This is a genomic window from Gordonia gummivorans (genome assembly GCF_022513585.1).
Taxonomy (GTDB): Bacteria; Actinomycetota; Actinomycetes; order Mycobacteriales; family Mycobacteriaceae; genus Gordonia.
In genome coordinates, this window is sequence record NZ_JAKWBF010000016.1 from 1 (window position 1) to 21,718 (window position 21,718).

Here is a 21,718-nt window from a genome sequence, read left to right on the forward strand (position 1 = left end):
TTTCTCGGGGAGGACACCAATGGTCGGGGACGAAGTTTCTTCCCCGACTTTTTGTGGGCGCGTGTTCCTGGTGTCGCCACCGGCGGAACGCGACGGCCGACAAGCGGTGACTGAGATCGGGCCCGTCAGCGTCCGCTTCCGGGACATACCCGGAGGACCACCGTCAGGGGCCCGATCCTGGCCACTGGCCCCGACCCACCTTCCCGCCGCCACGATCGCCGACGACGTCGGCGGGTGGTCGATGACTCCTCAGCAGGCGTTCAATCCTTTGGGGGTTCAATCCTTTGGGGTGACGATGACCGGTGCGGTGGTCCAGCGCAGGATGCGAGCGGCGGTGCTCCCCAGGAAGACACGCTTGTCTGCGCCGAGATGCCCTGAGCCCACGGCCACCAGGTCGTTCTGGTCCCACGTCAGATTGTCCAGGGCTTCGTCGAGCGTCGAGCCGTCGGCGACGACCACGTCGACGTCGAGATCGGTGTCCACCGATGCCTTGGTCGCTTCCAGCAGCTCTTTCGCCACCGAGACCTGGTGGGCGCGCGCGGCACGGGCTGAGTCGTCGTCGAAGGGTGAATCCAGGGAGACGAGGGAGAGCAACCGGAGGTCGAGGCGTCCGAGTTCGGCCAGTTCGAGTGCGAACGGCAACGGGTTGGCGGCCGATTGCTTCACGGGCACGGCGACAGTGATCATGTCGAGGCTGACGTTCTCACGATCGGCGTAACTGCGCGGGGCGAGCGCGACCGGGAGCGGCGAGGAATGCAGCAACTCGGTGCTGACGGTCCCGAGGCTGTGGCGGCGCAACACGCCGTCGTTGGTGCCACCGACGACGATCATTGCGGCACCGGCCTGCTCGGCGAGACCGATGAGTCCGGCGGCGAACGACTCGTTGACCACCACGACGGTCCGGGTTTCCACGCCGTCTGGGATGCGGGCTGCGCCTTCGCTGAGCCATTGTGCGGCTTGGTTTTCCAGACGTTCCTGATATTGATCGAGCCCGGGGCTGCCGTCGAAGACCATAGGCTTGACGACGCAGACGAGGTCGATGGCCGCACCGGTGGCGCTGGCCAGCGCGCACGCGAGCGCGACACCGTCGTTGCCCGATGGAGTCGCCAGGTATCCGACGGTCAGGCGTAACGGATTGGGCGCGGTGTCGTTGGCTTGGGACTCAGTAGACATCGGGCACCTTCACTTCGGTGGTGGCGGTCAGGGTCTTGCCGCGGAAGAAGTCGCTGTTGTGGGCGAAGCAGGCGAGCATCAACGGGATTCCCAGCACCAACATGCCCACGCCCAAGATGAAGACGCCACCCACACCACCCACCGACGTCGACCCGTAGTCGACAGCGAACATGTCGATCGCCGATTTGACGAACGCCCACGTCATCGCCAACCCGCCGAGGAGGGGGAACAGGCCGCGGAAGAAGAAGTTGCGGGCGGATTGGAACAGTGTGCGGCGGAAGTACCACACGCAGGCGTACGCGGTGATGCCGTAGTAGAAGGCGACCGCGAGCCCGAGTGAGGCGATCGAGTCGGCCAAGGTGTTGCTGCTGAGCAACGACAGGACGAGATAGAAGGCGAGGGCCGAGCCGCCCATGACCGCGGTGCCGAACGCGGGTGTCATGTAGCGGGGATGGATGACGGCGAAGCGGTCCGGCAACGCCTTGTACACGGCCATCGACAGACTGCCTCGCGCAGTGGGCAGGATTGTCGACTGCGTCGACGACAGCGCCGAAACGCTCACGGTCAACAACAGGGCCGCGGCCATGAAACCGCCCGCGACCGGGTCGCCGAGAATGGTCAGCACGTCGTCGGTGTTCTCAGGGTTGTTCAAGCCGATCCCGGTGTCACCGAATCCGGCGAACGACTCCACGGCGTAGGCCACCAGAACGTAGGTGGCGACCAGGATCAGGCAGGTGATGACCGCGGCCTGCCCCGGGGTCTTGGCGGGGTTCTTGGTCTCCTCGCTGATCGCGAGGCAGGCATCCCATCCCCAGTAGATGAAGATGCAGAGGATGACGGCCGCGGCGATCTCCGACGACGTGAGTCCGGTCGGCGACAGCCAGCTCAACTCCGGGGTGATTGCCTGCTCGCCGGCCTTGCCCAGCCCGACCTTGGTCAACGCGATCACGCTGGCGGTGATCAGGACCGCGAACTGGATGAACATGAGGACGGCCTGGATGCGCTCGCTGATCACGATCCCGCGAATGCTGACCCACGTCATCAGTGCGATGAAAGCGGAGCCCAGGAGCACCTTGATCCACAGGTTCTCGGCGAGGGAGTCGAGCGTCAGGAACTTCAGCAGGTACACCGCGGCGACCTCGGCCACGTTCGCGAGCACGATGATCGCCGACACCGCGAGACCCCAGCCGCCGATCCAGCCGATCCATGGTCCGAATGCCTTGGTGCCCCAGGTGAAAGTGGTCCCGCAGTCCGGGGTGTCACGTGAGAGCTCGCGGTAGGCGAAGGCCACCAACAGCATTGGGATGAAGGCGACCACGAACATTGCCGGGGCCTTGGTGTGTACGTTTTCCACGACGTACCCCAGCGTCGCCGCGAGGCTGTACGCCGGCGCCACCGCCGAAAGACCGATGATGACGTTGCCGAGAAGCCCGATGGAACCGGCACGCAAGCCCTTGTCGCCGCCTTGTATCTCGGCCTGTACCGCCTCGCTCATGACTTGCTCCCACGTCTGATGCGCGTGTGCTCTGCGCATTGGTGGGAACAGACTAAGGTTTCCGTCGCAGTTGTGCATTCTGACGACGAAATCAGTCGTCAAGTCTCCAACAATGTCCGGATTGGCTGCGTCGAACCGACACAGTGTGAGCGTTTCGACGCTCCGGGCCGATCCGCGGCCGCCGCTGTGTCACCCCCGTCGGCGAATCCCGGTCAGCCACCGACGCATGACCGCATCGGCGAGTGCGCCTGCCCGGGCCTCGGCCTCGCCTGCCGCGTCGGCGAAGGCCGCCGTCGCATCGTCACCGATCGCCGCCGCGACAGCGGCGTACGAGTCGGGGCCCGAGAGCCACTCCCGGACCGACGACTCGCCGGCCTCGATGTGGAACTGCACTCCGTAACTGGCGCCAAGGCGGTAGATCTGGCGAGGACATTCGTGTGACGAGCCGAGCAGCACGGCGCCCGGTGGCAATGCGAACGTGTCGAAATGCCATTGCACGGTTGAGAACTCGTGTCCCGGCGTCGCCGACCAGACCGGGTCTCGGCGCCCTTCCTCGGTCAGGACCACGCGGTGCACCCCGAGCTCCGGGGTCTCGGCGCGCGTGACTCGTGCGCCGAGTGCCGCCGCCAGCAGCTGGGCGCCGAGGCAGACTCCCCAGATCGGAACGCCACGCTCGTGTGCCTCGCGCAGGAAATCGATTTCTTTCGCCAGCCAGGGCAGACTACCGGCGTCTCCGACACCCATTGCCCCACCCATGACGACGATGGCGTCGACGTCACCGAGGTCGCCCGGCAGCGGCTCCCGCCAGACGCGGACGGTGGTCACATCTGCGAGGTCGTCGAGGGCCGGCGAATACGCTCCGGGCGGCTCGGTTTCCGCATGCCGCAATTCCAGGACACGAAGGCGTTCGGAGGACACAGCTCCTGACGCTAGCGTCCCTTCGATCCTGGTGCAGCGTGTGCGCGGGGCCGCCGGGCATCGTCGCAGTAGACGGTCGCGTACTTGCCGTGCGCCTGCTGCTCGACGACCCGGTGCTCGTTCACCCAGATCTCGCATCCGGCGTAGTTGCCCATCGACTGGAACATGACGTTGGTGCGCTGATCCCGCATCGTGCGGGTATAGACCATGACCCCGGTCCACAGATGGCTCGCGGCGTCGTGGCGGGGCAGTGGCACGTCGGTCTGTGCCTGCATCCGGTTGTTGGTGTCGAACCAGGTTGCCGCGCTGTTGTATTCGCGGTCGGAGGTCAGAACGACGGTGATGCGGTCGCCCTGCCCGGTGGCGCCGGGGGCAGGACCAGTGGCGCCCGGAGCCGCGGCGGCCTGCGGTGCCCAGGCGGGCATCAGGATCGCGAGGCAGGTGAACAGGATCGGGACGAGGGTGCGGCAACGTGACATCGGATCTCCTCGGGTCGCAAAGAATCGGGACATCAACTTGGACGCAGCGGACCCGAAGTCGGTTCCCACCACCAGCGATGAGTTTTGTGCGCGGCCGCGGTCTGTCAGTGCGACGAAGGGAGATCGCATGCGGGTAGTCGTTGTCAACCACGTCAGCATGGACGGGGTCATCCAGGCGCCGGGCCGCGCCGACGAGGACACGAGAGGTGGTTTCCGCCACGGCGGATGGGCGTCGGCGGCCAACGACCCGGCGGCGGGCCCGGCGATCGGTGCCGCGATGGGGCCGGTGATGGGCGCGGACTTCTCGTGGCTGTTCGGGATGCGCAGTTACGAAGACATGCTGAGCCACTGGAATGCCGTCGGCGGACCGTTCAAAGAGGGGCTCAACAACACGACCAAGTATGTTGCGTCGTCGCGCCCCGACGCCGAATTGGCCTGGCCCAATTCGATTCTCGTCACCGGCGACGTACCCGCTCAGATCGCGGAGATGCGCGAGCGCCCGGGTGGCAACCTCGTCATCATGGGCAGCGGTCAACTCATCCGCTCCCTGTTGCCGCGCGGACTCGTCGACGAGATGCTGCTCATGGTCCACCCGCTCGTGCTGGGCTCGGGCGCCCGCATGTTCGCCGACGACGCCGACGAACTGCAACGCTTCGGCCTGGAAGACGTGTCGTCGGCAGGCGGGGTCGTGTTGCTGAGGTATCAGGCGGCCGCAGAAACAGACGCACCCGCCTCGTGAACCGGGGCGGGTGCGTCTGGGCTGCAGAGAAGATGCGTAATCGTCAGCGCGAGAACATGAGTGCGCGCTTGACCTCCTGGATCGCCTGCGTGACCTGGATACCGCGCGGGCAGGCGTCGGTGCAGTTGAAAGTGGTGCGGCACCGCCACACACCGTCCATGTCGTTGAGGATGTCGAGTCGCTCGACGGCCCCTTCGTCGCGGCTGTCGAAGATGAAGCGGTGCGCGTTCACGATGGCCGCCGGACCGAAGTAGCTGCCGTCGTTCCAGAACACCGGGCAGCTCGTGGTGCAGCACGCACACAGGATGCACTTGGTGGTGTCGTCGAACCGGGCGCGGTCGGTGGCCGACTGGATGCGCTCGCGGGTCGGCTCGTTCCCGCTGGTGATGAGGAACGGCTTGATCGCGCGGTACGCGTCGAAGAACGGTTCCATGTTGACCACGAGATCCTTCTCCACCGGCAGACCCTTGATGGGCTCGATGGTGATGGTGATCTCTTTGCTCTTGTCCTTGGGGAGCAGGTCCTTCATGAGGAGCTTGCACGCAAGGCGGTTGACGCCGTTGATGCGCATCGCGTCCGAACCGCACACGCCGTGGGCGCAGCTGCGACGGAAGGTGAGGGTGCCGTCGAGGTAGCCCTTCACGTAGAGCAGCAGGTTGAGCAGACGGTCGGTGGGCAGCGCCGGTACTCGGAAGCTCTCGAAGCCCTGCGCGTCGGGATCCTCCGGGTTGAACCGGAAGATCTTCAGGGTCACCATGGTCGCCTCGTCGGGCACCGGTGGCAGTGGCGGCTCCTCGGTGTTGGGAGCCGGGTTGTCCATGATCGCCGTCATCAGTACTTACGCTCCATCGGCTCGTATCGGGTCTGGACCACGGGCTTGTAGTCCAGCTCGATGTCGGAGAGCAGGTCGGTGCCCTTCTTGTACGCCATCGTGTGTCGCATGTAGTTCACGTCGTCGCGGTTGGGGTAGTCCTCGCGGGCGTGGCCGCCACGGGACTCCTTGCGATTGAGTGCGCCTGCGACGGTGACCTCGGCCATCTCGAGGAGGAAGCCGAGTTCGATGGCCTCGAGAAGGTCGGAGTTGAAGCGCTTGCCCTTGTCGTGCACACGGACGTGGGCGTAGCGCTCCTTGAACATGTGGATGTCGGACAGCGCCTGCTTGAGGGTCTCCTCGGTGCGGAACACCGACGCGTTGTTGTCCATCGACGCCTGCAACTCGGTACGGATGTCGGCGACCCGCTCGTGGCCGTGCTCGGAGAGCATGTCGGCGATCCACCCGTCGACCATCTCGGTGGGGTTCTCCGGCAGCTCGGCGAAATCGGCCGAGTTGGCGTAGTCGGCCGCGGCGATACCCGCGCGTCGACCGAACACGTTGATGTCGAGGAGCGAGTTGGTGCCCAGGCGGTTGGCGCCGTGCACCGACACGCAGGCGCACTCACCGGCGGCGAACAGCCCGTGCACGATCTCGTCGTTGTTGCGCAGCACCTGACCTTCGATGTTGGTCGGGATGCCGCCCATCACGTAGTGGCAGGTCGGGTACACCGGCACGTATTCGGTGACCGGGTCGACGCCGAGGTAGGTGCGGGAGAACTCGGTGATGTCGGGCAGCTTCTCGTTGAGCACGTCCTCACCGAGGTGGGTGACGTCGATGTAGACGTAGTCCTTGTTGGGGCCCGCGCCGCGACCCTCGAGGACCTCGAGCACCATCGACCGCGCCACGATGTCGCGGGGGGCGAGGTCCTTGATGGTGGGGGCGTAGCGCTCCATGAAGCGCTCACCGTCGGCGTTGCGCAGGATGCCGCCCTCGCCGCGAACCGCTTCCGAGATGAGGATGCCGAGCCCGGCCAGGCCGGTCGGATGGAACTGGTGGAACTCCATGTCTTCCAACGGGAGTCCCTTGCGGAAGATGATGCCCATGCCGTCGCCGGTCAGCGTGTGCGCGTTGGACGTCGTCTTGTACATGCGTCCCGAACCGCCGGTGGCGAACACGATCGACTTGGCGTGGAACACGTGGATCTCACCGGTGGCGAGTTCGTAGGCGACGACGCCGGTCGCGACCATCTCGCCATCGGCGTTCTCGCTCAGGCAGATGTCGAGGGCGTAGAACTCGTTGAAGAACTCGACGTCGTGCTTGACGCAGTTCTGATACAGGGTCTGCAGGATCATGTGGCCGGTGCGGTCGGCCGCGTAGCAGGCACGACGCACGGGCGCCTTGCCGTGGTCGCGCGTGTGGCCGCCGAAACGCCGCTGGTCGATCTTGCCCTCGGGGGTGCGGTTGAACGGCAGCCCCATCTTCTCGAGGTCGAGCACCGCGTCGATGGCCTCCTTGGCCATGATCTCCGCGGCATCCTGATCGACGATGTAGTCGCCGCCCTTGACCGTGTCGAAGGTGTGCCACTCCCAGTTGTCCTCCTCGACGTTGGCCAGCGCGGCACACATGCCGCCCTGAGCCGCGCCGGTGTGGCTACGGGTGGGGTAGAGCTTGGTCAGCACGGCCGTGCGGGCCCGAGGCGCTGCCTCGATGGCGGCTCGCATGCCTGCGCCGCCGGCACCGACGATGACGACGTCGTAGCGGTGTTCCTGCATGTGTTCTCAAGTCTCCTTAGTTGGACTCGACCGACCCGATGGTCAGAATCGCGTAGGTGCCGAGGACGAGGATCAGGATCATCGACAGCCCGAGTAGCACGTTGAGCCAGAATCGGGTCGAATCCTTGCGGGAGTAGTCGGCGATCACGGTGCGAACGCCGTTGCCGCCGTGCAGCTGGGCGAGCCACAACATGGTGAGGTCCCAGATCTGCCAGAACGGATGGCTCCAGCGCTCGAGCACGAAGCTGGCATCGATGCGGTGCACGCCGTCGTCCCACGCCAGCATGATGAACATGTGGCCGATGGTGAGGATGATCAGGGCGAGGCCGGAGAACCGCATGAACAGCCATGCGTTCTTCTCGAAGTTGCCGCCCTTGGGCTTGCGCGGTGACCGCGGGTTGTCGAGGCTGGCCGGGCGGTCGTGCTGAGTGCCCAGCGTCTTGGCGAGGTGTGTCTCGGAGGTCGTCATCTTCTGCGCGTCTCCTAGAGCGAATGGGTGATCAGGATCTGCAGCAACCGGATGGTCGCGGCACCGAACACGATGACGAACAGGCCGAGGATCGCCCACAGCATCTGGCGCTGGTACTTCGGACCCTTGGACCAGAAGTCGATCAGGATGATGCGCAGACCGTTGAACGCGTGATAGAGCACGCAGGCGACGAGACCGATCTCCATGAGGCCGATGATCGGCGTCTTATAGGTCTCGATGACCTCGGAGTACTTGTTCGGATCGACGCGGATGACCGCAGTGTCGAGAACGTGTACGAAGAGAAAGAAGAAGATGGTCACACCGGTGATGCGGTGCAAGACCCAGGACCACATGCCTGGGTCGCCACGATACAGAGATCGCCTGCGCACCGGCTCGGGTGCGACTTCGGTGGGGGTGCTCATCGGGAAAGTGGCCTCCAACATCGTCGATGGACGCGCCGAATCGGCATGCTCCGACTCGACCGTGGACCCATGTCAAAAGACTCTAAACCCATGGTGGGACCGGTGGTAAATTGCCCGAACCGATTTGGGCGACAAGAGATTCCGACTTAGGTTTGCCTTACCAAGGATCTCGTGGTAGCGAATATCACACCCCGCAGCACTCATCTGAAAGGTCAGGAGGTTGTTGTGCGCATCGAAATTGACTGGAATACGTTGCGAGACAAAGCCAATGACATGATCCCGCGGGCTTACGCGCCCTATTCCGGGTTTCCGGTCGGCGCAGCTGCTATCACCGACGACGGTCGGATCGTGGCGGGTTGCAATGTGGAAAATGTCTCATACGGGCTCGGCATCTGCGCCGAGGTCGCGCTGGTCGCGCAGCTGATCTCTGGCGGCGGATCGAGGCTGGTGGCGGTCAGTGTCTGTGATCGGCGGGGGGCCGTGCTGATGCCGTGTGGGCGGTGCCGTCAGGTGCTCTACGAGCATGGCGGACCCGATCTCCTCATCGACCATGGCTCCGGACCGAAGGCGCTGGCCACGCTGCTGCCGGACGCATTCGGTCCCGACGATCTGGAGGCGGCCCAGTGACCGAGGTCGACGAGGTGATTCATGCGGTGGCGGTGATCGCGTCCAAACGGGACGGTCGGGAGCTGACCGACGCACAGATCGCGTGGGTCGTCGATGCGTATACCCGCGGTGAGGTGGCACCCGAGCAGATGTCGTCATTGTTGATGGCGATCTTCCTGCGGGGGATGACGCGCCGGGAGATCGCCACGTGGACCCGGGCGATGATCGACAGTGGCCGCCGGATGGACCTCTCCGGATTGCGGCGCGACGCCCGACCGCTCGCCACCGTCGACAAGCACTCGACCGGCGGCGTCGGAGACAAGATCACGCTTCCGCTCACACCGCTCGTCGCGTCGTTCGGGGTCGCGGTTCCGCAACTGTCGGGTCGTGGACTCGGACACACCGGCGGCACCCTCGACAAACTGGAGTCGATCCCGGGGTGGCGTGCGGATGTGTCGGCCGACGACATGATCGCCCAGCTCGAGGACGTGGGCGCGGTGGTGTGCGCGGCGGGTGCCGACCTGGCACCCGCCGATCGCAAGCTGTACGCGCTGCGCGACGTGACCGGGACCGTGGAAACCATTCCGCTGCTCGCGAGTTCGATCATGAGCAAGAAGATCGCCGAGGGCACCGAGTCGCTCGTGCTCGACGTCAAGTTCGGGTCGGGCGCATTTCTGCGGGACATCGACCAGTCGCGGCTGCTCGCCGAGACCATGGTCGAACTCGGCAGCGACGCAGGGGTGCGCACGGTCGCGCTGCTCACCGACATGAACACCCCGCTCGGGCTGACCGTCGGCAACGCCGTCGAGGTCGCCGAGTCCGTGGAGGTCCTGGCGGGTGGCGGGCCCGACGATGTGGTCGAGCTGACGCTGGCCCTGGCACGCGAGATGCTCGACGCCGTCGGCCTGACCGCGGCCGATCCTGCCGAGCACCTGGCCAACGGTCGTGCGATGGACACCTGGCGGACGATGATCGCCGCGCAGGGCGGCGACCCTGATGCAGCCCTTCCGGTCGCGGATCATTGCGACGTGGTGGTCGCACCCGCCGACGGCGTCATCACCGTGATGGATGCGCGGGCCGTCGGTGATGCGGCGTGGCGGCTTGGCGCCGGCCGATCCCGCCCGGGGGAGTCGGTGCAGTCGGAGGCGGGCGTGACCATCCACGCCAAACCGGGCGACCGGGTGCGGGCGGGCGAACCGCTGTTCACCCTGCACACCCAGACGCCCGAGCGTTTCGCCGGGGCGCGAGCGGTGCTCGTCGACGCCGTCGAGGTCTCGGCGGGTGGCGAACCTCCCGCCCGCTCCCTGGTGCTGGATAGGGTGAGCTCATGAGGCCGCTGGATCTCGCCAACATCACACTCGCCCCCAAGGTTCTGCTCCACGACCACCTCGACGGCGGGCTGCGGCCGGCGACGGTGCTCGACCTCGCCCAACAGACCGGATACGACGACCTGCCCGCCGACGACGTCGACGATTTGGCGCGCTGGTTCCGGGAGGCCGCCGACAGCGGGTCGCTGGAGAAGTATCTGGAGACCTTCGCGCACACCGTCGGGGTGATGCAGACGGCCGACGCCCTGGAGCGGGTCGCGCGCGAATGCGTGGAAGACCTCGCCGACGACGGCGTCGTGTACGCCGAGATCCGCTATGCACCCGAGCAGCACCTCGAACGGGGACTGACGCTGGACGAGGTGGTGGAGGCAGTGCTGCGCGGTTTCGCCGACGGTGAGGCCACCGCAGCTCAGCGCGGCAAGCCGATCGCGGTTCGGTGCCTGGTCACCGCGATGCGTCACGCCGCGCGATCTCGCGAGATCGCCGAACTGGCCGTGCGTTATCGGGATCGCGGTGTGGTCGGGTTCGACATCGCCGGCGCCGAGGCCGGACACCCACCGACCCGACATCTCGACGCGTTCGAGTACATGCGTGCCAACAGCGCCCCGTTCACCATCCATGCCGGCGAGGCGTTCGGGCTGCCGTCCATCCATGAGGCGATCGGATTCTGTGGCACCGACCGCCTCGGACACGGTGTGCGCGTCATCGACGACATCGAGCTGCCCGCCGACGCCGACCCGGCAGCAGAGTCGTTCGTCGGCGCTCGGCTGGGGGACATCGCGAACATCGTGCGCGACAAGCGAATTCCACTCGAGCTCTGCCCGAGTTCCAACGTGCAGACCGGGGCCGTGGCCTCCATCGCCGAGCATCCGTTCAACGTCCTCGCGCGGCTGCGCTTCCGGGTGACGGTCAACACCGACAACCGGCTGATGAGCGACACCACCATGAGCAACGAGTTCCTCCAACTCGCACGCCAATTCGGTTACGGCTGGGCCGATTTCGAGCGGTTCACAGTGAACGCGATGAAGTCGGCGTTCATCCACTTCGACGAACGGCTCGCATTCATCGACGACGTGATCAAACCGGGGTACGCCGTGCTGCTCGGGTGACCGTCCGCCGCTCTGAGGTGCCACACCCCATCCTCCCTGAGGTGCTCTCGGCTGGCGCCTCGAGCACCGCAGCCGGCGGTGGTGGATGCTCAGCCGGCGGGAGCGTGACGGGCGATCAGCCCTTCTTCTCCAGGCGGTCCTCGAAGTCGTGCTCGAGTGCGCGCCAGGCTTCGGCCTCGTTGTCGAACGGCGGGCTCGGAGCCATCCGCTTGGGGTCGGGGTTGACGGCGTAGTCGACAAACCAGCCGAGCGGAGTGGTGGAGGCGAGTGCCTCGCCGACGGCGTTGTCGCCGGCGTAATCCGCTGCGTCGGTGAACAATTCGACGGCGAGGTCGAGCTGATTGCGGTCCATGCGGCGCGGGCCGTCGGCGATGTCCTCGGACAGTCCGGGCAGGATGTAGACGTTGTCGTCGATGACGTCGAACTCCAACGAGCCGTCGGTGGCGCCGGAACGAACGTCCTCGAACGTCGACAGGTCGGCCAGGTCGTGGTTGTTCTGGTTGGCGATGAACCGCGAGAGTGACCGTCCGGAAGTGAACACGAAGATCTTGCCGTTCGCGCCCAGGAACACCGGCTCGTCACCGAGGTAGCAGCGCAGCGTCAGGTACTCGTTGGCGCTGGTGACGATGCGGATCGGGTCGATGCCGACAGACGCCCAGAAGTCGTCTTCCAGGTCGTCCTCGTCGTCTTCTTCTTCCTCGTCCTCTTCGTCGGTGTCGCTGTCCTCGTCCTCGTCGTCTTCCGAGTCCGATTCGTCGTCGTCTTCGTCGGAATCGGCGTCGGTGTCGACGATCTCGATGTCGTCGTCGGCCGGCTCGTCCTCATCCTCGGCAGAGGCTGCGGCTTCGAGTTCGGCTTCGGCCGCGACCACGGCGTCGGCGTCGACCTCGGGCGTCTTGATGACATCGTCGATCGCGTCGAGCACGTCATCCCAGTGCTTGGCGATGAGCCGGCCGATCCGGACCCACAGGTCGGTGCCCTCACGCCCCTCGAAGTTGCGGGTGCCGGTGGTCACCGCGCCGAGGATCGGGTTGCCGTTGAAGAACTTGGTGATGGTGGTGAGCTCACACACCTCGCCGAGGATGCGCACGATCTCGAGCGCGTCCTCGAGTTCGGCGATGACCTCGGGGGTGGGATCCTCGGCCGCCAGTTCCGGCACGCCGACGAGGTCGTAGCTGTGCCGATCGTCGGGGACCAGCTCGTCGGCCTGCAGTCCTACGACGATCGACCATGCGGGATGGTCGGCCAAGTCGTTGTCATCGTCGTTGCGGATGAACGCCGCGAGTTCGGCCACACCTGGCAGCACATAGAGATCCTCGTCGAGGCCGAGGAAGGCCTCCCATTCGTCGTCGCCCTCACGCCAACGTGGTGCCCACAAGGTGAAGCTGTTTCCGTCGGTGAGTCCGAGCTCAATAGGGACGATGTCTCCGGCCATGGGGACACAGCGTAGCGATTCTGTCTGTGACGCCGGGTAGTGACCCCACGACAGTTGGGTGAACGATCGCCCATTTCCAACTTCGTTGCGCCCAACTTCGTTGCGCGTAGCGTGGTTCATCGGGGGCGATAGAACCCCTCAAATGTCTGAGACATGTTGGTCGTCCGCACCGCAGACACCTGCACCGGATTGCCTGCCTCCACCATCTGCCCGTTCCCGATGTACATCGCGACGTGACCCGACCAGACGGCGAGATCACCCGGCTGCAGATCTGCCTGTGACACCTGGACGCCGGCGGTGTCCTGATCTTGCGCGAGCCTGGGCAGCTCGAGACCGGCCTGGCGATACGCCCACTGGGTGAGTCCACTGCAGTCGAAGCCGTCCGGTGTCGTGCCACCCCACTGGTAGCGCACGCCGCGCTGCGAGAGGGCGGCGCGTACTGCCTTGGCGGCGCGTTCGTTCGGCGCGTAGGCGGTCGAGCCGTCGGGCAGAGTGATCGGGATCCGCCCGCCGGGGTGGTCGTTGTTTGTGGTCCGGTCGTTCGTGATCCGGTCGCCGGGCGGCGCCACCTCGGCGGGCGCGACGTGCCGGGCCAACGCCAACATCTTGGTGGTGTCGGCCTTCAGTTCATGCCGTGCGCGACCGACGATCTCCATGCCGCGGGTCACATGATCGATGGCTACCGGCAGGATGGTCGCCAGCCCGGCCGGGGTGTACAGCTGCGGCCCGAGTGCGGTTGCGATCCGCTCGAACGAATCCACCAGTGTGTTGAGCGCGGTCGAGGCGACCTTGACCTTGCGACTGGCGTCTTCGACGATCCGCGAGAACTCGACGCCGTCGTTGCGCAGGGCGGTGTTCCGGTTCTGTGTGTTGATGGTCGCTCGTCGGGCGGCATCTCCGCCTTCGCCACGCCAACCATCGCCGAGACCACGCACGGAGGCCGCCGATCGCTCGCGGGTGTGCGTGAGATTCGCTGTGGTCGTGCGGACCTGATCGGCGGGATTGCCGGCCGGCAGCACGCCGGTGCCGAGCGCGGTGATCAGCAGCCGAAGCGGAGCGATGAGAAGTTCGACGGTGAGCATCAGGCCTTCCTCGCAGCGTCGGGCGTGGTGTCGCCGGCAATGTCCTTGCCGCACCGGCAATCGCGGGCGTTGTACGTCGTGTTTGCGCGCTCGGTCTTGTCGGAGACCGCGTCGTGCTGTCTGGCGGTGGTGTCCAGATGCCGGGTGTAGAGCTCGAACACCTGCACTGCCGCCGACAGGAACTCGGCGCCGATCAGCCCGAAGGTGATGGCGAGATCGGTGACGGCGCTGCGTTGCCGGGCCGCGTCCGCGTGGGTGTCGGCCGCGGCGGATCGCTGCGCAGCGGCGAAGGTTCGCAGGGATGGCGAATCGATGGTCAGTTGGCTCATAAAAGATCAGACGCAGCGGACCCGCACTCGGTTCCGAGCGCCAGGTTCGCGCACGTCATATCGTGTTCGCCATGGAGTGCCTCATCGTCGACCACCCGCTCGCGGCCGCCCGACTGACCACCATGCGCGACGAGAAGACCGACAACGCCGCTTTCCGTGCGGCGCTGTCGGATCTGACACAGATGCTCATCTACGAGGCGTTGGCCGGCGCGCCCGTCGCCGACGTGCCCATCCGCACCCCGTTGTCGGAGTTCGCGGGTTCGCGGCTGGCCAATCCGCCGTTGCTGGTTCCGGTGTTGCGGGCGGGACTGGGCATGGTGGAGCAGGCCCACGCGATGGTGCCCGAGTCGCACGTCGGCTTCGTCGGTGTCGCGCGTGACGAACGGACGGCGCAGCCGGTGCCCTACCTGGAGTCGCTGCCCGACGACCTGTCGACGACAGCGGTCTTCGTCCTCGACCCCATGCTCGCCACCGGTGGCTCGCTGCTGCACACGATCGAACTCCTGGTGGCCCGCAAAGCCGCCGACATCACCGCTGTCTGTGTGGTCGCTGCTCCCGAAGGTGTTGCAGCACTAGAGAAATCAGGGCATCCGGTCCGTCTGGTGGTGGCCGCTGTCGACGATGGTCTCAACGACGACTTCTTCATCGTCCCCGGTCTCGGTGATGCGGGCGATCGTCAGTTCGGCCCGCGCTAACCGGCGTCGGACACTGCCGACCAGCGGCCGGCGTTGCGTGTCACGGTCACCGGATGGTCGAAACATTTGCTGATCGTGGTCGAGGTGAGGGCGTCGTCCACCGGTCCGGTCGCCACCACCACGCCGTCGCGGAGCAGCATCGCGTGCGTGGTGCTGGCGGGCAGGTCTTCGAGGTGATGGGTCACCAGCACGGTCGCGAGATCGGTGACGTCCGAACGTAACTGGTCGATGCCCGCCAACAGCTTCTCGCGGGCGGCGAGGTCGAGGCCGGTAGCCGGCTCGTCGAGCAGGAGCAGCGCGGGAGTCGGCATCAGCGCGCGGGCGATGAGTGTGCGTCCACGTTCGCCCTGGCTCATCACCGTCCAGACGGAATCGCGACGGTCGGACATGCCGAGCAGCGCGAGCAGGGCGTCGGCGCGATCATGCTCGGCGTCGTCGTATCGATGCCGGCGGTCGAGCTCCGGGGTATTGGTGAGACCGGTCAGCACCACCTCGTGGGCGGTCAGCGGCACGTCGATGCGCCACCGTGGGTCGACGTGGCCGATATGCATGCGCAACTCGCGCATGTCGACGCGTCCGATCCGTCGACCGAGGACATCAACGGTGCCGCGCGTCGGGTGTTCGCGGGCGCCGAGCATGGCCATCAGGGTCGATTTGCCTGCGCCGTTGGGTCCGAGCAGCGCCCAGTGCTCTCCGGGGTGTACCTCGAGACTCACGTCGTCCAGGAGGAGGCGTCCGGACCGCACGACGTCGAGGTGCTCGGCTCGCAACACGGGGTCGGTCACGACGCGGCCCAGTGCTGGAGCATCGGTTCGTTCGCGAGGGTCGATCCACCCTGGGTGATGAGCAGACTGCTCGGCGAGATCGTGTACACGACGCCTTCGTTTTGCACGATGAATGTGTTGCCTGATTTCGTCGGGTAGCCGATCTCGATGTCGCCTTCCGGAGCGGAACCCTTGTAGTACCAGCGTCCGGTCTGGGTGCCGACCTGACAGATGATCACCCGCGACCGCGAGGTTTGCCCGACCATGACCACCTGATCGCCGGCGTCGTTGCAGCGGGGACCGTTCACGAAACCCAAGGAATCGGTGCCGGGCACCGTTGGTGTCGGGCGAGGCGCGACGGTGGTGGTCTCGGTGGTCGTGTCCGCGGTGGTCCGACTCTGCGTGACAGTGCTGGTCACTGCCGAGGGCGACGATGTGGCTGCCGTGTTGTTGTTCTCGTCGTCGCCGGGAATGAACACAAGCGCGCCGAGGACACCGGCGATCAGAATGAGCACGCCGGCGACGATGGCCGCGATGACCGCCGGTGACGACCAAGGTGACCGTTCCGGTGGTGGGTACGACCCCGGCGGGGGATAGCTGCCCGGTGGGTAGGTCATCGGCTCACACCTCCCCGATGATCTGGGCCAGCAACTCGCCCATCCGGGCTGCCGAGTTCCGTCCGACGTCGAGGACCTCGGCATGGCTGAGCGGTTCGCCGGTCATGCCGGCCGCCAGGTTGGTGACCAGACTGACCCCGAGGACCGCCACGCCGGCGGCGCGGGCAGCGATGGTTTCGTGCACCGTGGACATCCCGACCAGATCGGCGCCCAGGGTGCGCAGCATCCGGATCTCGGCCGGCGTCTCATAGTGGGGGCCGGGCAGACCCGCGTACACGCCCTCGGCGAGGTCGGGGTCGACGCGGCGGGCGACCTCGCGCAACCGCGGTGAGTAGGCGTCCACAAGGTCGACGAACTGCGCGCCCACGAGTGGCGAGCGGGCCGTGAGGTTGAGGTGATCGGAGATCAGCACGGGCTGACCCACCGACATGTCGGCGCGCAATCCGCCTGCCGCGTTGGTCAGCACGATCGTGCTGACCCCGGTCGCTGCTGCGGTACGCACCGGATGCACCACTCGTGCGAGATCGTGCCCCTCGTAGGCGTGAATACGGCCGAGCAGGAGCAGAATGCGGCGATCGCCGATCCGCACCGAATGGATCATGCCGCCGTGTCCGGCCGCCTTCGGTGGTGTGAAGCCCGGGATCGACGCCATCGAGACCGATCGGACGGGCGTACCGAAAGCCTCGGCAGCCGGTGCCCAGCCCGAACCTAGTACCACGGCCACGTCGTGCGCTGCGGCATCGGTCTCGGCGGCGATGGTGGCGGCCGCGACCGCTGCCGCGGCGTCGGCGTCGACGGTGGGATCCATGCCGCCCACACTAGGACGTGTCTCGCCAAGGGGATTGGGAGACACGTCCTGGGACGCGGGTGGATGCGGTGTACGCGGTGCCGACTAGTCGGATCAGGTCCAGGCGATATGGTTCTCGCATGCCTTACCTGAAGACCAACGGCGACGTCATCGAGCTGTATCTGGGCACCGAAGGGGTCGAACTCGACGAATCGAATCCCGAGAACCGCTTCCGCCTCGACTGGCTCGACACCGTCACGGCGTTGCTCGACGACGTGGCGGCCGCGGCCAAGCCGGTGATCATCACGGCGACCGGCAAGTACTTCAGCAACGGCCTCGACACCGACTACGTCTTTGCCAACCCCACCGGCCTGCCCGCTTACCTCGACCGCGTACATGCGCTCTACACCACGGTGTTGACGTTGCCGGTGCCGACGATCGCCGCCCTGAACGGTCACGCCTTTGGGGCGGGCGCAATGCTCGCGCTATGCGCGGACCATCGGTTGATGCGCACCGAGCGGGGATTCTGGTCGTTGCCCGAAGCAGCACTGAACATGCCGTTCACGCGGGGTATGGCAGCGCTCGTCCGCACCCGGATTTCGGATGCGGCGGCCACCGAGGCCATGCTCACCAGCCGTCGGTATGGCGCTGACGATGCCGCGTCGGCAGGGATCGTCGAAGAGGCGGTCGCCGCAGCCGAACTCGTCGACCGCGCCACCGAGGTCGCCACCGCACGCGCGGCCCTGGCCGGTCCCAACCTCGCTCTGATCAAGCGCGGACTGCGCACGCCATTGCTCGACGATCTCGCTGTCCCGACACCGAGTTCACTGCTATGAGCGGCGTGGCCGTGTCTCGACGAGGTCGGGTGATCGTATGGGCGATCTGATCGAATCCTGGCTGGCCGCGCACGGCACCGACCTCATTGCGTGGCGCCGGGCCATCCATGCCTACCCGGAACTGTCGCGGCAAGAGGTGCGGACCACCGAGCTGGTGATGACCGAGCTGCAGTCGGTCGGCCTGAATCCGCGTCGGCTCCCGCTCGGAACCGGCGTCGTGTGCGACCTCGGACCGAGTGGGGAGGCGCGGATCGGTTTGCGCGCCGACATGGATGCCCTGCCGATCACCGAGCACACCGGGCTGCCGTTCACTTCGACTGTCGACGGGGTGTCGCACTCCTGCGGGCACGACGCGCACACCGCCATCCTGATCGGGGTCGCCAAGCTGCTCGTCGAGGCCGAACCGCTGCCGGTGGGGGTGCGGCTGATCTTCCAGGCCGCCGAGGAAGTGATGCCGGGCGGCGCTCTCGACGCCATCGACGCCGGGGTGACGACGGGCCTGAGCAAGATTTTCGCGCTGCATTGCGATCCACGGTTGCCCGTCGGGACGGTCGGGCTGCGCGCCGGTGCGTTGACGTCGGCCGCCGACCACATCGACGTGCAACTGCGATCACCCGGTGGGCACACATCGCGCCCGCACCTGACGGGTGACCTCGTCTACGCGATGGGCACGCTGATCACCGGTCTGCCGGGCATCCTGTCGCGTCGCGTCGACCCGCGTTCGGGAACGGTGATGGTGTGGGGCGCGGCCAACGCCGGCAGTGCTCCCAACGCGATTCCGCAGGAAGGTCGTCTGCGCGGGACGGTTCGAACCGGTGAGCATGCGACGTGGGCGCAGCTGGAACCGTTGGTCCGCAGCATCGTCGGCGAACTGGTCGCGCCGCTGGGCGTGCAGTACGACCTGGCCTACTTCCGCGGCGTGCCACCCGTCGTCAACGACGAGAACGCGATCGAGATGCTGGAGCGGTCGATCGAGGCGATCGGTCCGAACGCGGTCGCCGACACCCCGCAGTCCGCGGGTGGCGAAGACTTCTCCTGGTACCTCGAGCACGTGCCCGGTGCAATGGGCCGGCTCGGCGTGTGGGACGGCATGGGGGTGCAGCGGGACCTGCACCAACCCAACTTCGACATCGACGAACGCGCACTCGCAATCGGGGTCCGCGCGCTCGCCGGACTGATCGTCGGGCCCGGCGCCGGGGTCTGATCAGCCTTCTACGCTGCCCGGTCCGGGGCCGACGTTGCGGGACTCCCGAAGCCGAAGATCCTGGACATATTCGGCCGGTGCGCCCGCGATCTCAGCGGCCTCGGCCATCACACCGAGGTAGCGGGCCGACGGCAAGCCGCCTTCGAAAGCATCGAGAACATACAGCCACGCGAGGACGGGTCCGTCCGCGGTGTCGACTCGCGCGCGCACCTTGCGGTGGATGCCGAGTTCTGAGCCTTCCCAGCGGTCGAGGTAGTCCTCGTCTTCGACGGGCACGTCGTAGAGCACCACGAACACCTTGGCCTCGACGTTGTCGCGGTCCTCGGTGACGGTCGCCAACGAGCCTTCCCAACCGATGTCCCCGCCGCCGAAGGTGAGGCGCCACCCGTTCAACCATCCGGTCCCCGCCATCGGCGAGTGCGGGGCGCGCTCGGCCATCTGTTCGGGATGCATGTTCGAACCGTAAGCCGCATAAATGGGCATGTCGCCTCTGACCTGCTCTTTCTCGACGGAGTGGCGCGAAAACGGACTCCGATCGCGCCACGTTGACCCGGGCCACGACGATCGTATTACGACAAGGCGTCGTGCACCGCAGTCGCACCGGGTCCTTCAGTGCGTCGGCCCGACCATCCCGTCGTCGACGACCGGGCGTCCGGGCATACCCTGGACAGGGCGCACGCCGGTACTTCGAGCCAGTGACCAGCCCAAGATCGTCGCCGGCTCGACGAGGGCCATGGATGGCCGGAACAGGAGTGATTGTGACCAAGATCGTCATCATCGGTGGTGGACCGGCCGGTTACGAGGCGGCGCTTGCCGCAGCCGCATACGGCGCGGACACCACGGTGATCGATTCGGACGGGATCGGCGGCGCGTGTGTGCTGTGGGATTGCGTCCCGTCGAAGACGTTCATCGCGTCGACCGGCATCCGCACCGAGGTGCGCCGGGCCGTCGACCTCGGCATCAACATCAAGACCGACGACACCCTCGTGACCCTTCCGCAGATCCATCAGCGTGTCCGCGATCTGGCCTTCGCGCAATCCGCCGACATCCGTTCCCGGTTGATCAGCGAGGGCGTCACCCTGGTGTCGGGTACCGCAACGCTGGAGCCGACCCAGGTGGGTGTCTCCACGCATGGGGTCCTGGCGACTCTGTCCGACGGGAGCACCCAGCGTTACGACGGTGACGTGGTGTTGCTCGCGACGGGCGCCTCGCCGCGCATCCTGCCCGACGCCCAACCCGATGGTGAGCGGATTCTGACCTGGCGTCAGCTCTACGACCTGGAAGATCTTCCCGAGCACCTCATCGTGGTCGGATCGGGTGTCACCGGTGCCGAATTCGTGCACGCCTACACCGAATTGGGTGTGAAGGTGACTCTGGTGTCGAGCCGCGACCGTGTGCTGCCGCACGAAGACGAGGATGCCGCGCTGGTGCTCGAGGAGGCCCTCGCCGAGCGAGGTGTCGAGCTGGTGAAGCACGCACGGGCGAACAAGGTTGAGCGCAACGGCGATTCGGTGACCGCCTATCTCGCGGACGGTTCCACCGTCACCGGATCGCATGTGCTGATGACGGTCGGTTCGGTGCCCAACACCACCTCGCTCGAACTCGAGGCTGCCGGGGTGGACGTCGACAAGGGCGGCTACATCCGGGTCGATCGGGTGTCCCGGACGTCGGTCACCGGCATCTACGCGGCCGGCGACTGCACGGGACTGTTCCCGTTGGCGTCGGTCGCCGCGATGCAGGGCCGGATCGCGATGTACCACGCCCTGGGCGAAGGTGTGTCGCCGATCAAGCTGAAAACCGTTGCGTCGGCGATCTTCACGCGTCCGGAGATCGCGACGGTCGGGGTGTCGCAGAACGCCATCGACGCCGGCGAATATCCCGCCCGCACCGTGATGCTGCCATTGGCCACCAACCCTCGGGCGAAGATGAGCGGTCTTCGACGCGGTTTCGTCAAGATCTTCTGCCGACCGGCGACCGGCGTGGTCATCGGTGGCGTGGTGGTCGCGCCCACGGCGTCGGAGCTGATCCTTCCGATCGCGCTCGCGGTGCAAAACAAGCTGACCGTCAGCGACCTTGCGGCGACCCTGTCGGTGTACCCGTCACTGTCGGGATCGGTGACCGAGGCGGCCCGGCAATTGGTACGGCACGACGATCTGGACTGATCGCGTCGGTCAGGTGACCTCATCGCTCTCTGACTGGGAGAGTTGGCGCTGTGAGCTGGGGAAATGTGACCTGTCATCGTTCGATCCGGGAGGCGCGACGGACACCCTGTGTCGTGTTGGAGAATCTGTGTGCTGCAGCACCCAGATGACCTGATTCGACACAGGTGTGGCCTGAGTTCACGCGGATTGCCGCAATGACCTGGCTGGTAGTCGCGGCCTGGGCTTCGCTCCGGCCACCTGCCGCGTCGATCTGAGAGAACGCGAGTTGATTTGGAGAATGCGAGTGCTGCAGCACTAGCGTTCTCCAGTTCGGCACCGGGTGTCGTGAGTGTCGCCATTTCGCAAGGTTCCGAGCCACGTCCCGGGCAGCGGCGCTCTTCCCGCCTCCACGATCGCCGACGACGTCGGCCGAGGGCGCTGATCCAATGAGCGGGGACGGAATCGATGAGCAGTAGGAAGGCTGCCTGTCCGACGCCGTCATGG

The 21,718-nt window shown here is 66.3% G+C and carries 23 protein-coding genes; 8 read left to right on the forward strand and 15 right to left on the reverse strand.

Features of this window, described 5'->3' with window-relative positions:
- Nucleotides 1-276 precede the first annotated feature (276 nt).
- From MKW15_RS13085 to MKW15_RS13100, 4 genes are all read right to left on the reverse strand, one after another.
- Nucleotides 277-1,173, reverse strand: a complete 897-nt coding sequence (locus MKW15_RS13085; protein ID WP_240858685.1) for a universal stress protein — start codon at nt 1,171-1,173, stop codon at nt 277-279.
- The gene (locus MKW15_RS13090) at nt 1,163-2,668 is read right to left on the reverse strand and encodes an APC family permease (RefSeq protein ID WP_240858687.1); all 1,506 of its coding nucleotides are present in this window, start codon (nt 2,666-2,668) and stop codon (nt 1,163-1,165) included. Before MKW15_RS13090 ends, MKW15_RS13085 begins: the two co-directional genes overlap by 11 nt.
- Before the next feature lie 189 nt (nt 2,669-2,857).
- Nucleotides 2,858-3,586 (reverse strand): type 1 glutamine amidotransferase, encoded by a 729-nt coding sequence (locus MKW15_RS13095; protein WP_240858689.1) that lies wholly within the window; start codon nt 3,584-3,586, stop codon nt 2,858-2,860.
- Nucleotides 3,587-3,597: 11 nt separating this feature from the next.
- The gene (locus MKW15_RS13100) at nt 3,598-4,065 is read right to left on the reverse strand and encodes a hypothetical protein (RefSeq protein ID WP_240858691.1); all 468 of its coding nucleotides are present in this window, start codon (nt 4,063-4,065) and stop codon (nt 3,598-3,600) included.
- Between the two features lie 127 nt (nt 4,066-4,192).
- On the opposite strand from MKW15_RS13100, the gene MKW15_RS13105 reads away from it, so the two are divergent.
- Nucleotides 4,193-4,804 carry a dihydrofolate reductase family protein gene (locus tag MKW15_RS13105; protein WP_240858693.1) on the forward strand — a complete coding sequence of 204 codons (612 nt, stop codon included), beginning with the start codon at nt 4,193-4,195 and terminating at the stop codon, nt 4,802-4,804.
- A 43-nt stretch (nt 4,805-4,847) separates the two neighbouring features.
- Here the strand turns inward: MKW15_RS13105 and MKW15_RS13110 are convergent, their stop codons facing one another.
- Genes MKW15_RS13110 through sdhC form a run of 4 tightly spaced genes read right to left on the reverse strand, consistent with a single transcriptional unit; the run spans nt 4,848 to nt 8,281 of the window.
- Entirely contained in the window at nt 4,848-5,636 is a 789-nt protein-coding gene (locus MKW15_RS13110; RefSeq protein WP_240858695.1) for a succinate dehydrogenase iron-sulfur subunit, read from the reverse strand.
- A complete protein-coding gene (gene sdhA, locus MKW15_RS13115; protein WP_240858703.1) occupies nt 5,636-7,390 on the reverse strand; it encodes a succinate dehydrogenase flavoprotein subunit in 1,755 nt (584 codons plus the stop codon). Before sdhA ends, MKW15_RS13110 begins: the two co-directional genes overlap by 1 nt.
- 16 nt (nt 7,391-7,406) lie before the next feature.
- A complete protein-coding gene (locus tag MKW15_RS13120) occupies nt 7,407-7,859 on the reverse strand; it encodes a succinate dehydrogenase hydrophobic membrane anchor subunit (protein WP_240858704.1) in 453 nt (150 codons plus the stop codon).
- Between the two features lie 14 nt (nt 7,860-7,873).
- Nucleotides 7,874-8,281, reverse strand: a complete 408-nt coding sequence (gene sdhC, locus MKW15_RS13125) for a succinate dehydrogenase, cytochrome b556 subunit (RefSeq protein ID WP_240858709.1) — start codon at nt 8,279-8,281, stop codon at nt 7,874-7,876.
- Between the two features lie 225 nt (nt 8,282-8,506).
- Between sdhC and MKW15_RS13130 the strand changes: the two genes are divergently transcribed.
- The 3 genes from MKW15_RS13130 to MKW15_RS13140 are packed head-to-tail and all read left to right on the forward strand — an operon-like array spanning nt 8,507 to nt 11,324.
- The gene (locus tag MKW15_RS13130) at nt 8,507-8,908 is read left to right on the forward strand and encodes a cytidine deaminase (RefSeq protein ID WP_240858967.1); all 402 of its coding nucleotides are present in this window, start codon (nt 8,507-8,509) and stop codon (nt 8,906-8,908) included.
- On the forward strand, nt 8,905-10,218 hold the full coding sequence (locus MKW15_RS13135) for a thymidine phosphorylase (protein WP_240858717.1): 1,314 nt from the start codon (nt 8,905-8,907) through the stop codon (nt 10,216-10,218). Before MKW15_RS13130 ends, MKW15_RS13135 begins: the two co-directional genes overlap by 4 nt.
- Entirely contained in the window at nt 10,215-11,324 is a 1,110-nt protein-coding gene (locus MKW15_RS13140) for an adenosine deaminase (RefSeq protein WP_240858719.1), read from the forward strand. The genes MKW15_RS13135 and MKW15_RS13140 overlap by 4 nt, the downstream gene beginning before the upstream one ends.
- Nucleotides 11,325-11,439: 115 nt before the next feature.
- On the opposite strand, the gene MKW15_RS13145 is transcribed toward MKW15_RS13140, so the two are convergent.
- The 3 genes from MKW15_RS13145 to MKW15_RS13155 all read right to left on the reverse strand — a co-directional run bounded on the left by MKW15_RS13145 (nt 11,440) and on the right by MKW15_RS13155 (nt 14,170).
- Nucleotides 11,440-12,759 (reverse strand): primosomal protein, encoded by a 1,320-nt coding sequence (locus tag MKW15_RS13145; protein ID WP_240858721.1) that lies wholly within the window; start codon nt 12,757-12,759, stop codon nt 11,440-11,442.
- 116 nt (nt 12,760-12,875) lie between these two features.
- Nucleotides 12,876-13,841 (reverse strand): C40 family peptidase, encoded by a 966-nt coding sequence (locus tag MKW15_RS13150; protein ID WP_240858724.1) that lies wholly within the window; start codon nt 13,839-13,841, stop codon nt 12,876-12,878.
- Nucleotides 13,841-14,170, reverse strand: a complete 330-nt coding sequence (locus tag MKW15_RS13155; RefSeq protein ID WP_240858728.1) for a type VII secretion target — start codon at nt 14,168-14,170, stop codon at nt 13,841-13,843. Before MKW15_RS13155 ends, MKW15_RS13150 begins: the two co-directional genes overlap by 1 nt.
- A gap of 71 nt (nt 14,171-14,241) precedes the next feature.
- Here MKW15_RS13155 and upp point away from each other — a divergent pair, with 71 nt between their 5' ends.
- Complete coding sequence (gene upp, locus MKW15_RS13160) at nt 14,242-14,865, forward strand: uracil phosphoribosyltransferase (RefSeq protein WP_240858730.1); 624 nt, start codon at nt 14,242-14,244, stop codon at nt 14,863-14,865.
- Here the strand turns inward: upp and MKW15_RS13165 are convergent.
- Genes MKW15_RS13165 through MKW15_RS13175 form a run of 3 tightly spaced genes read right to left on the reverse strand, consistent with a single transcriptional unit; the run spans nt 14,862 to nt 17,054 of the window.
- Nucleotides 14,862-15,650, reverse strand: coding sequence for an ABC transporter ATP-binding protein (locus tag MKW15_RS13165; RefSeq protein WP_240858738.1), 789 nt, complete (start codon nt 15,648-15,650; stop codon nt 14,862-14,864). The two genes, upp and MKW15_RS13165, sit on opposite strands and share 4 nt — an antisense overlap.
- On the reverse strand, nt 15,647-16,246 hold the full coding sequence (locus MKW15_RS13170) for a hypothetical protein (RefSeq protein WP_240858740.1): 600 nt from the start codon (nt 16,244-16,246) through the stop codon (nt 15,647-15,649). The genes MKW15_RS13165 and MKW15_RS13170 overlap by 4 nt, the downstream gene beginning before the upstream one ends.
- A 4-nt stretch (nt 16,247-16,250) precedes the next feature.
- On the reverse strand, nt 16,251-17,054 hold the full coding sequence (locus MKW15_RS13175; RefSeq protein ID WP_240858742.1) for a purine-nucleoside phosphorylase: 804 nt from the start codon (nt 17,052-17,054) through the stop codon (nt 16,251-16,253).
- Between the two features lie 119 nt (nt 17,055-17,173).
- Here MKW15_RS13175 and MKW15_RS13180 point away from each other — a divergent pair, with 119 nt between their 5' ends.
- A complete protein-coding gene (locus MKW15_RS13180) occupies nt 17,174-17,869 on the forward strand; it encodes an enoyl-CoA hydratase/isomerase family protein (RefSeq protein ID WP_240858744.1) in 696 nt (231 codons plus the stop codon).
- Nucleotides 17,870-17,906: 37 nt separating this feature from the next.
- Nucleotides 17,907-19,073: an amidohydrolase gene (locus tag MKW15_RS13185; RefSeq protein WP_240858747.1), complete on the forward strand. Its 1,167-nt coding sequence runs from the start codon at nt 17,907-17,909 to the stop codon at nt 19,071-19,073.
- Here the strand turns inward: MKW15_RS13185 and MKW15_RS13190 are convergent, their stop codons facing one another.
- On the reverse strand, nt 19,074-19,556 hold the full coding sequence (locus MKW15_RS13190) for a gamma-glutamylcyclotransferase (protein WP_240858749.1): 483 nt from the start codon (nt 19,554-19,556) through the stop codon (nt 19,074-19,076).
- A 275-nt stretch (nt 19,557-19,831) separates the two neighbouring features.
- Between MKW15_RS13190 and MKW15_RS13195 the strand changes: the two genes are divergently transcribed.
- On the forward strand, nt 19,832-21,235 hold the full coding sequence (locus MKW15_RS13195; protein ID WP_240858755.1) for an NAD(P)H-quinone dehydrogenase: 1,404 nt from the start codon (nt 19,832-19,834) through the stop codon (nt 21,233-21,235).
- The last annotated feature ends 483 nt before the right edge of the window (nt 21,236-21,718 follow it).

Excerpts from the sequence above, each read along its gene's own strand:
- MKW15_RS13100 (WP_240858691.1), bottom strand. The coding sequence starts at position 4,065 with ATGTCACGTTGCCGCACCCTCGTCCCGATCCTGTTCACCTGCCTCGCG.
- MKW15_RS13180 (WP_240858744.1), top strand. The coding sequence starts at position 17,174 with ATGCCTTACCTGAAGACCAACGGCGACGTCATCGAGCTGTATCTGGGC.
- MKW15_RS13175 (WP_240858742.1), bottom strand. The coding sequence starts at position 17,054 with ATGGATCCCACCGTCGACGCCGACGCCGCGGCAGCGGTCGCGGCCGCC.
- sdhC (WP_240858709.1), bottom strand. The coding sequence starts at position 8,281 with ATGAGCACCCCCACCGAAGTCGCACCCGAGCCGGTGCGCAGGCGATCT.
- MKW15_RS13090 (WP_240858687.1), bottom strand. The coding sequence starts at position 2,668 with ATGAGCGAGGCGGTACAGGCCGAGATACAAGGCGGCGACAAGGGCTTG.
- MKW15_RS13110 (WP_240858695.1), bottom strand. The coding sequence starts at position 5,636 with ATGACGGCGATCATGGACAACCCGGCTCCCAACACCGAGGAGCCGCCA.
- MKW15_RS13145 (WP_240858721.1), bottom strand. The coding sequence starts at position 12,759 with ATGGCCGGAGACATCGTCCCTATTGAGCTCGGACTCACCGACGGAAAC.
- MKW15_RS13120 (WP_240858704.1), bottom strand. The coding sequence starts at position 7,859 with ATGACGACCTCCGAGACACACCTCGCCAAGACGCTGGGCACTCAGCAC.
- MKW15_RS13105 (WP_240858693.1), top strand. The coding sequence starts at position 4,193 with ATGCGGGTAGTCGTTGTCAACCACGTCAGCATGGACGGGGTCATCCAG.
- MKW15_RS13150 (WP_240858724.1), bottom strand. The coding sequence starts at position 13,841 with ATGCTCACCGTCGAACTTCTCATCGCTCCGCTTCGGCTGCTGATCACC.
- MKW15_RS13170 (WP_240858740.1), bottom strand. The coding sequence starts at position 16,246 with ATGACCTACCCACCGGGCAGCTATCCCCCGCCGGGGTCGTACCCACCA.
- upp (WP_240858730.1), top strand. The coding sequence starts at position 14,242 with ATGGAGTGCCTCATCGTCGACCACCCGCTCGCGGCCGCCCGACTGACC.
- sdhA (WP_240858703.1), bottom strand. The coding sequence starts at position 7,390 with ATGCAGGAACACCGCTACGACGTCGTCATCGTCGGTGCCGGCGGCGCA.
- MKW15_RS13085 (WP_240858685.1), bottom strand. The coding sequence starts at position 1,173 with ATGTCTACTGAGTCCCAAGCCAACGACACCGCGCCCAATCCGTTACGC.
- MKW15_RS13140 (WP_240858719.1), top strand. The coding sequence starts at position 10,215 with ATGAGGCCGCTGGATCTCGCCAACATCACACTCGCCCCCAAGGTTCTG.
- MKW15_RS13190 (WP_240858749.1), bottom strand. The coding sequence starts at position 19,556 with ATGCCCATTTATGCGGCTTACGGTTCGAACATGCATCCCGAACAGATG.
- MKW15_RS13155 (WP_240858728.1), bottom strand. The coding sequence starts at position 14,170 with ATGAGCCAACTGACCATCGATTCGCCATCCCTGCGAACCTTCGCCGCT.
- MKW15_RS13185 (WP_240858747.1), top strand. The coding sequence starts at position 17,907 with ATGGGCGATCTGATCGAATCCTGGCTGGCCGCGCACGGCACCGACCTC.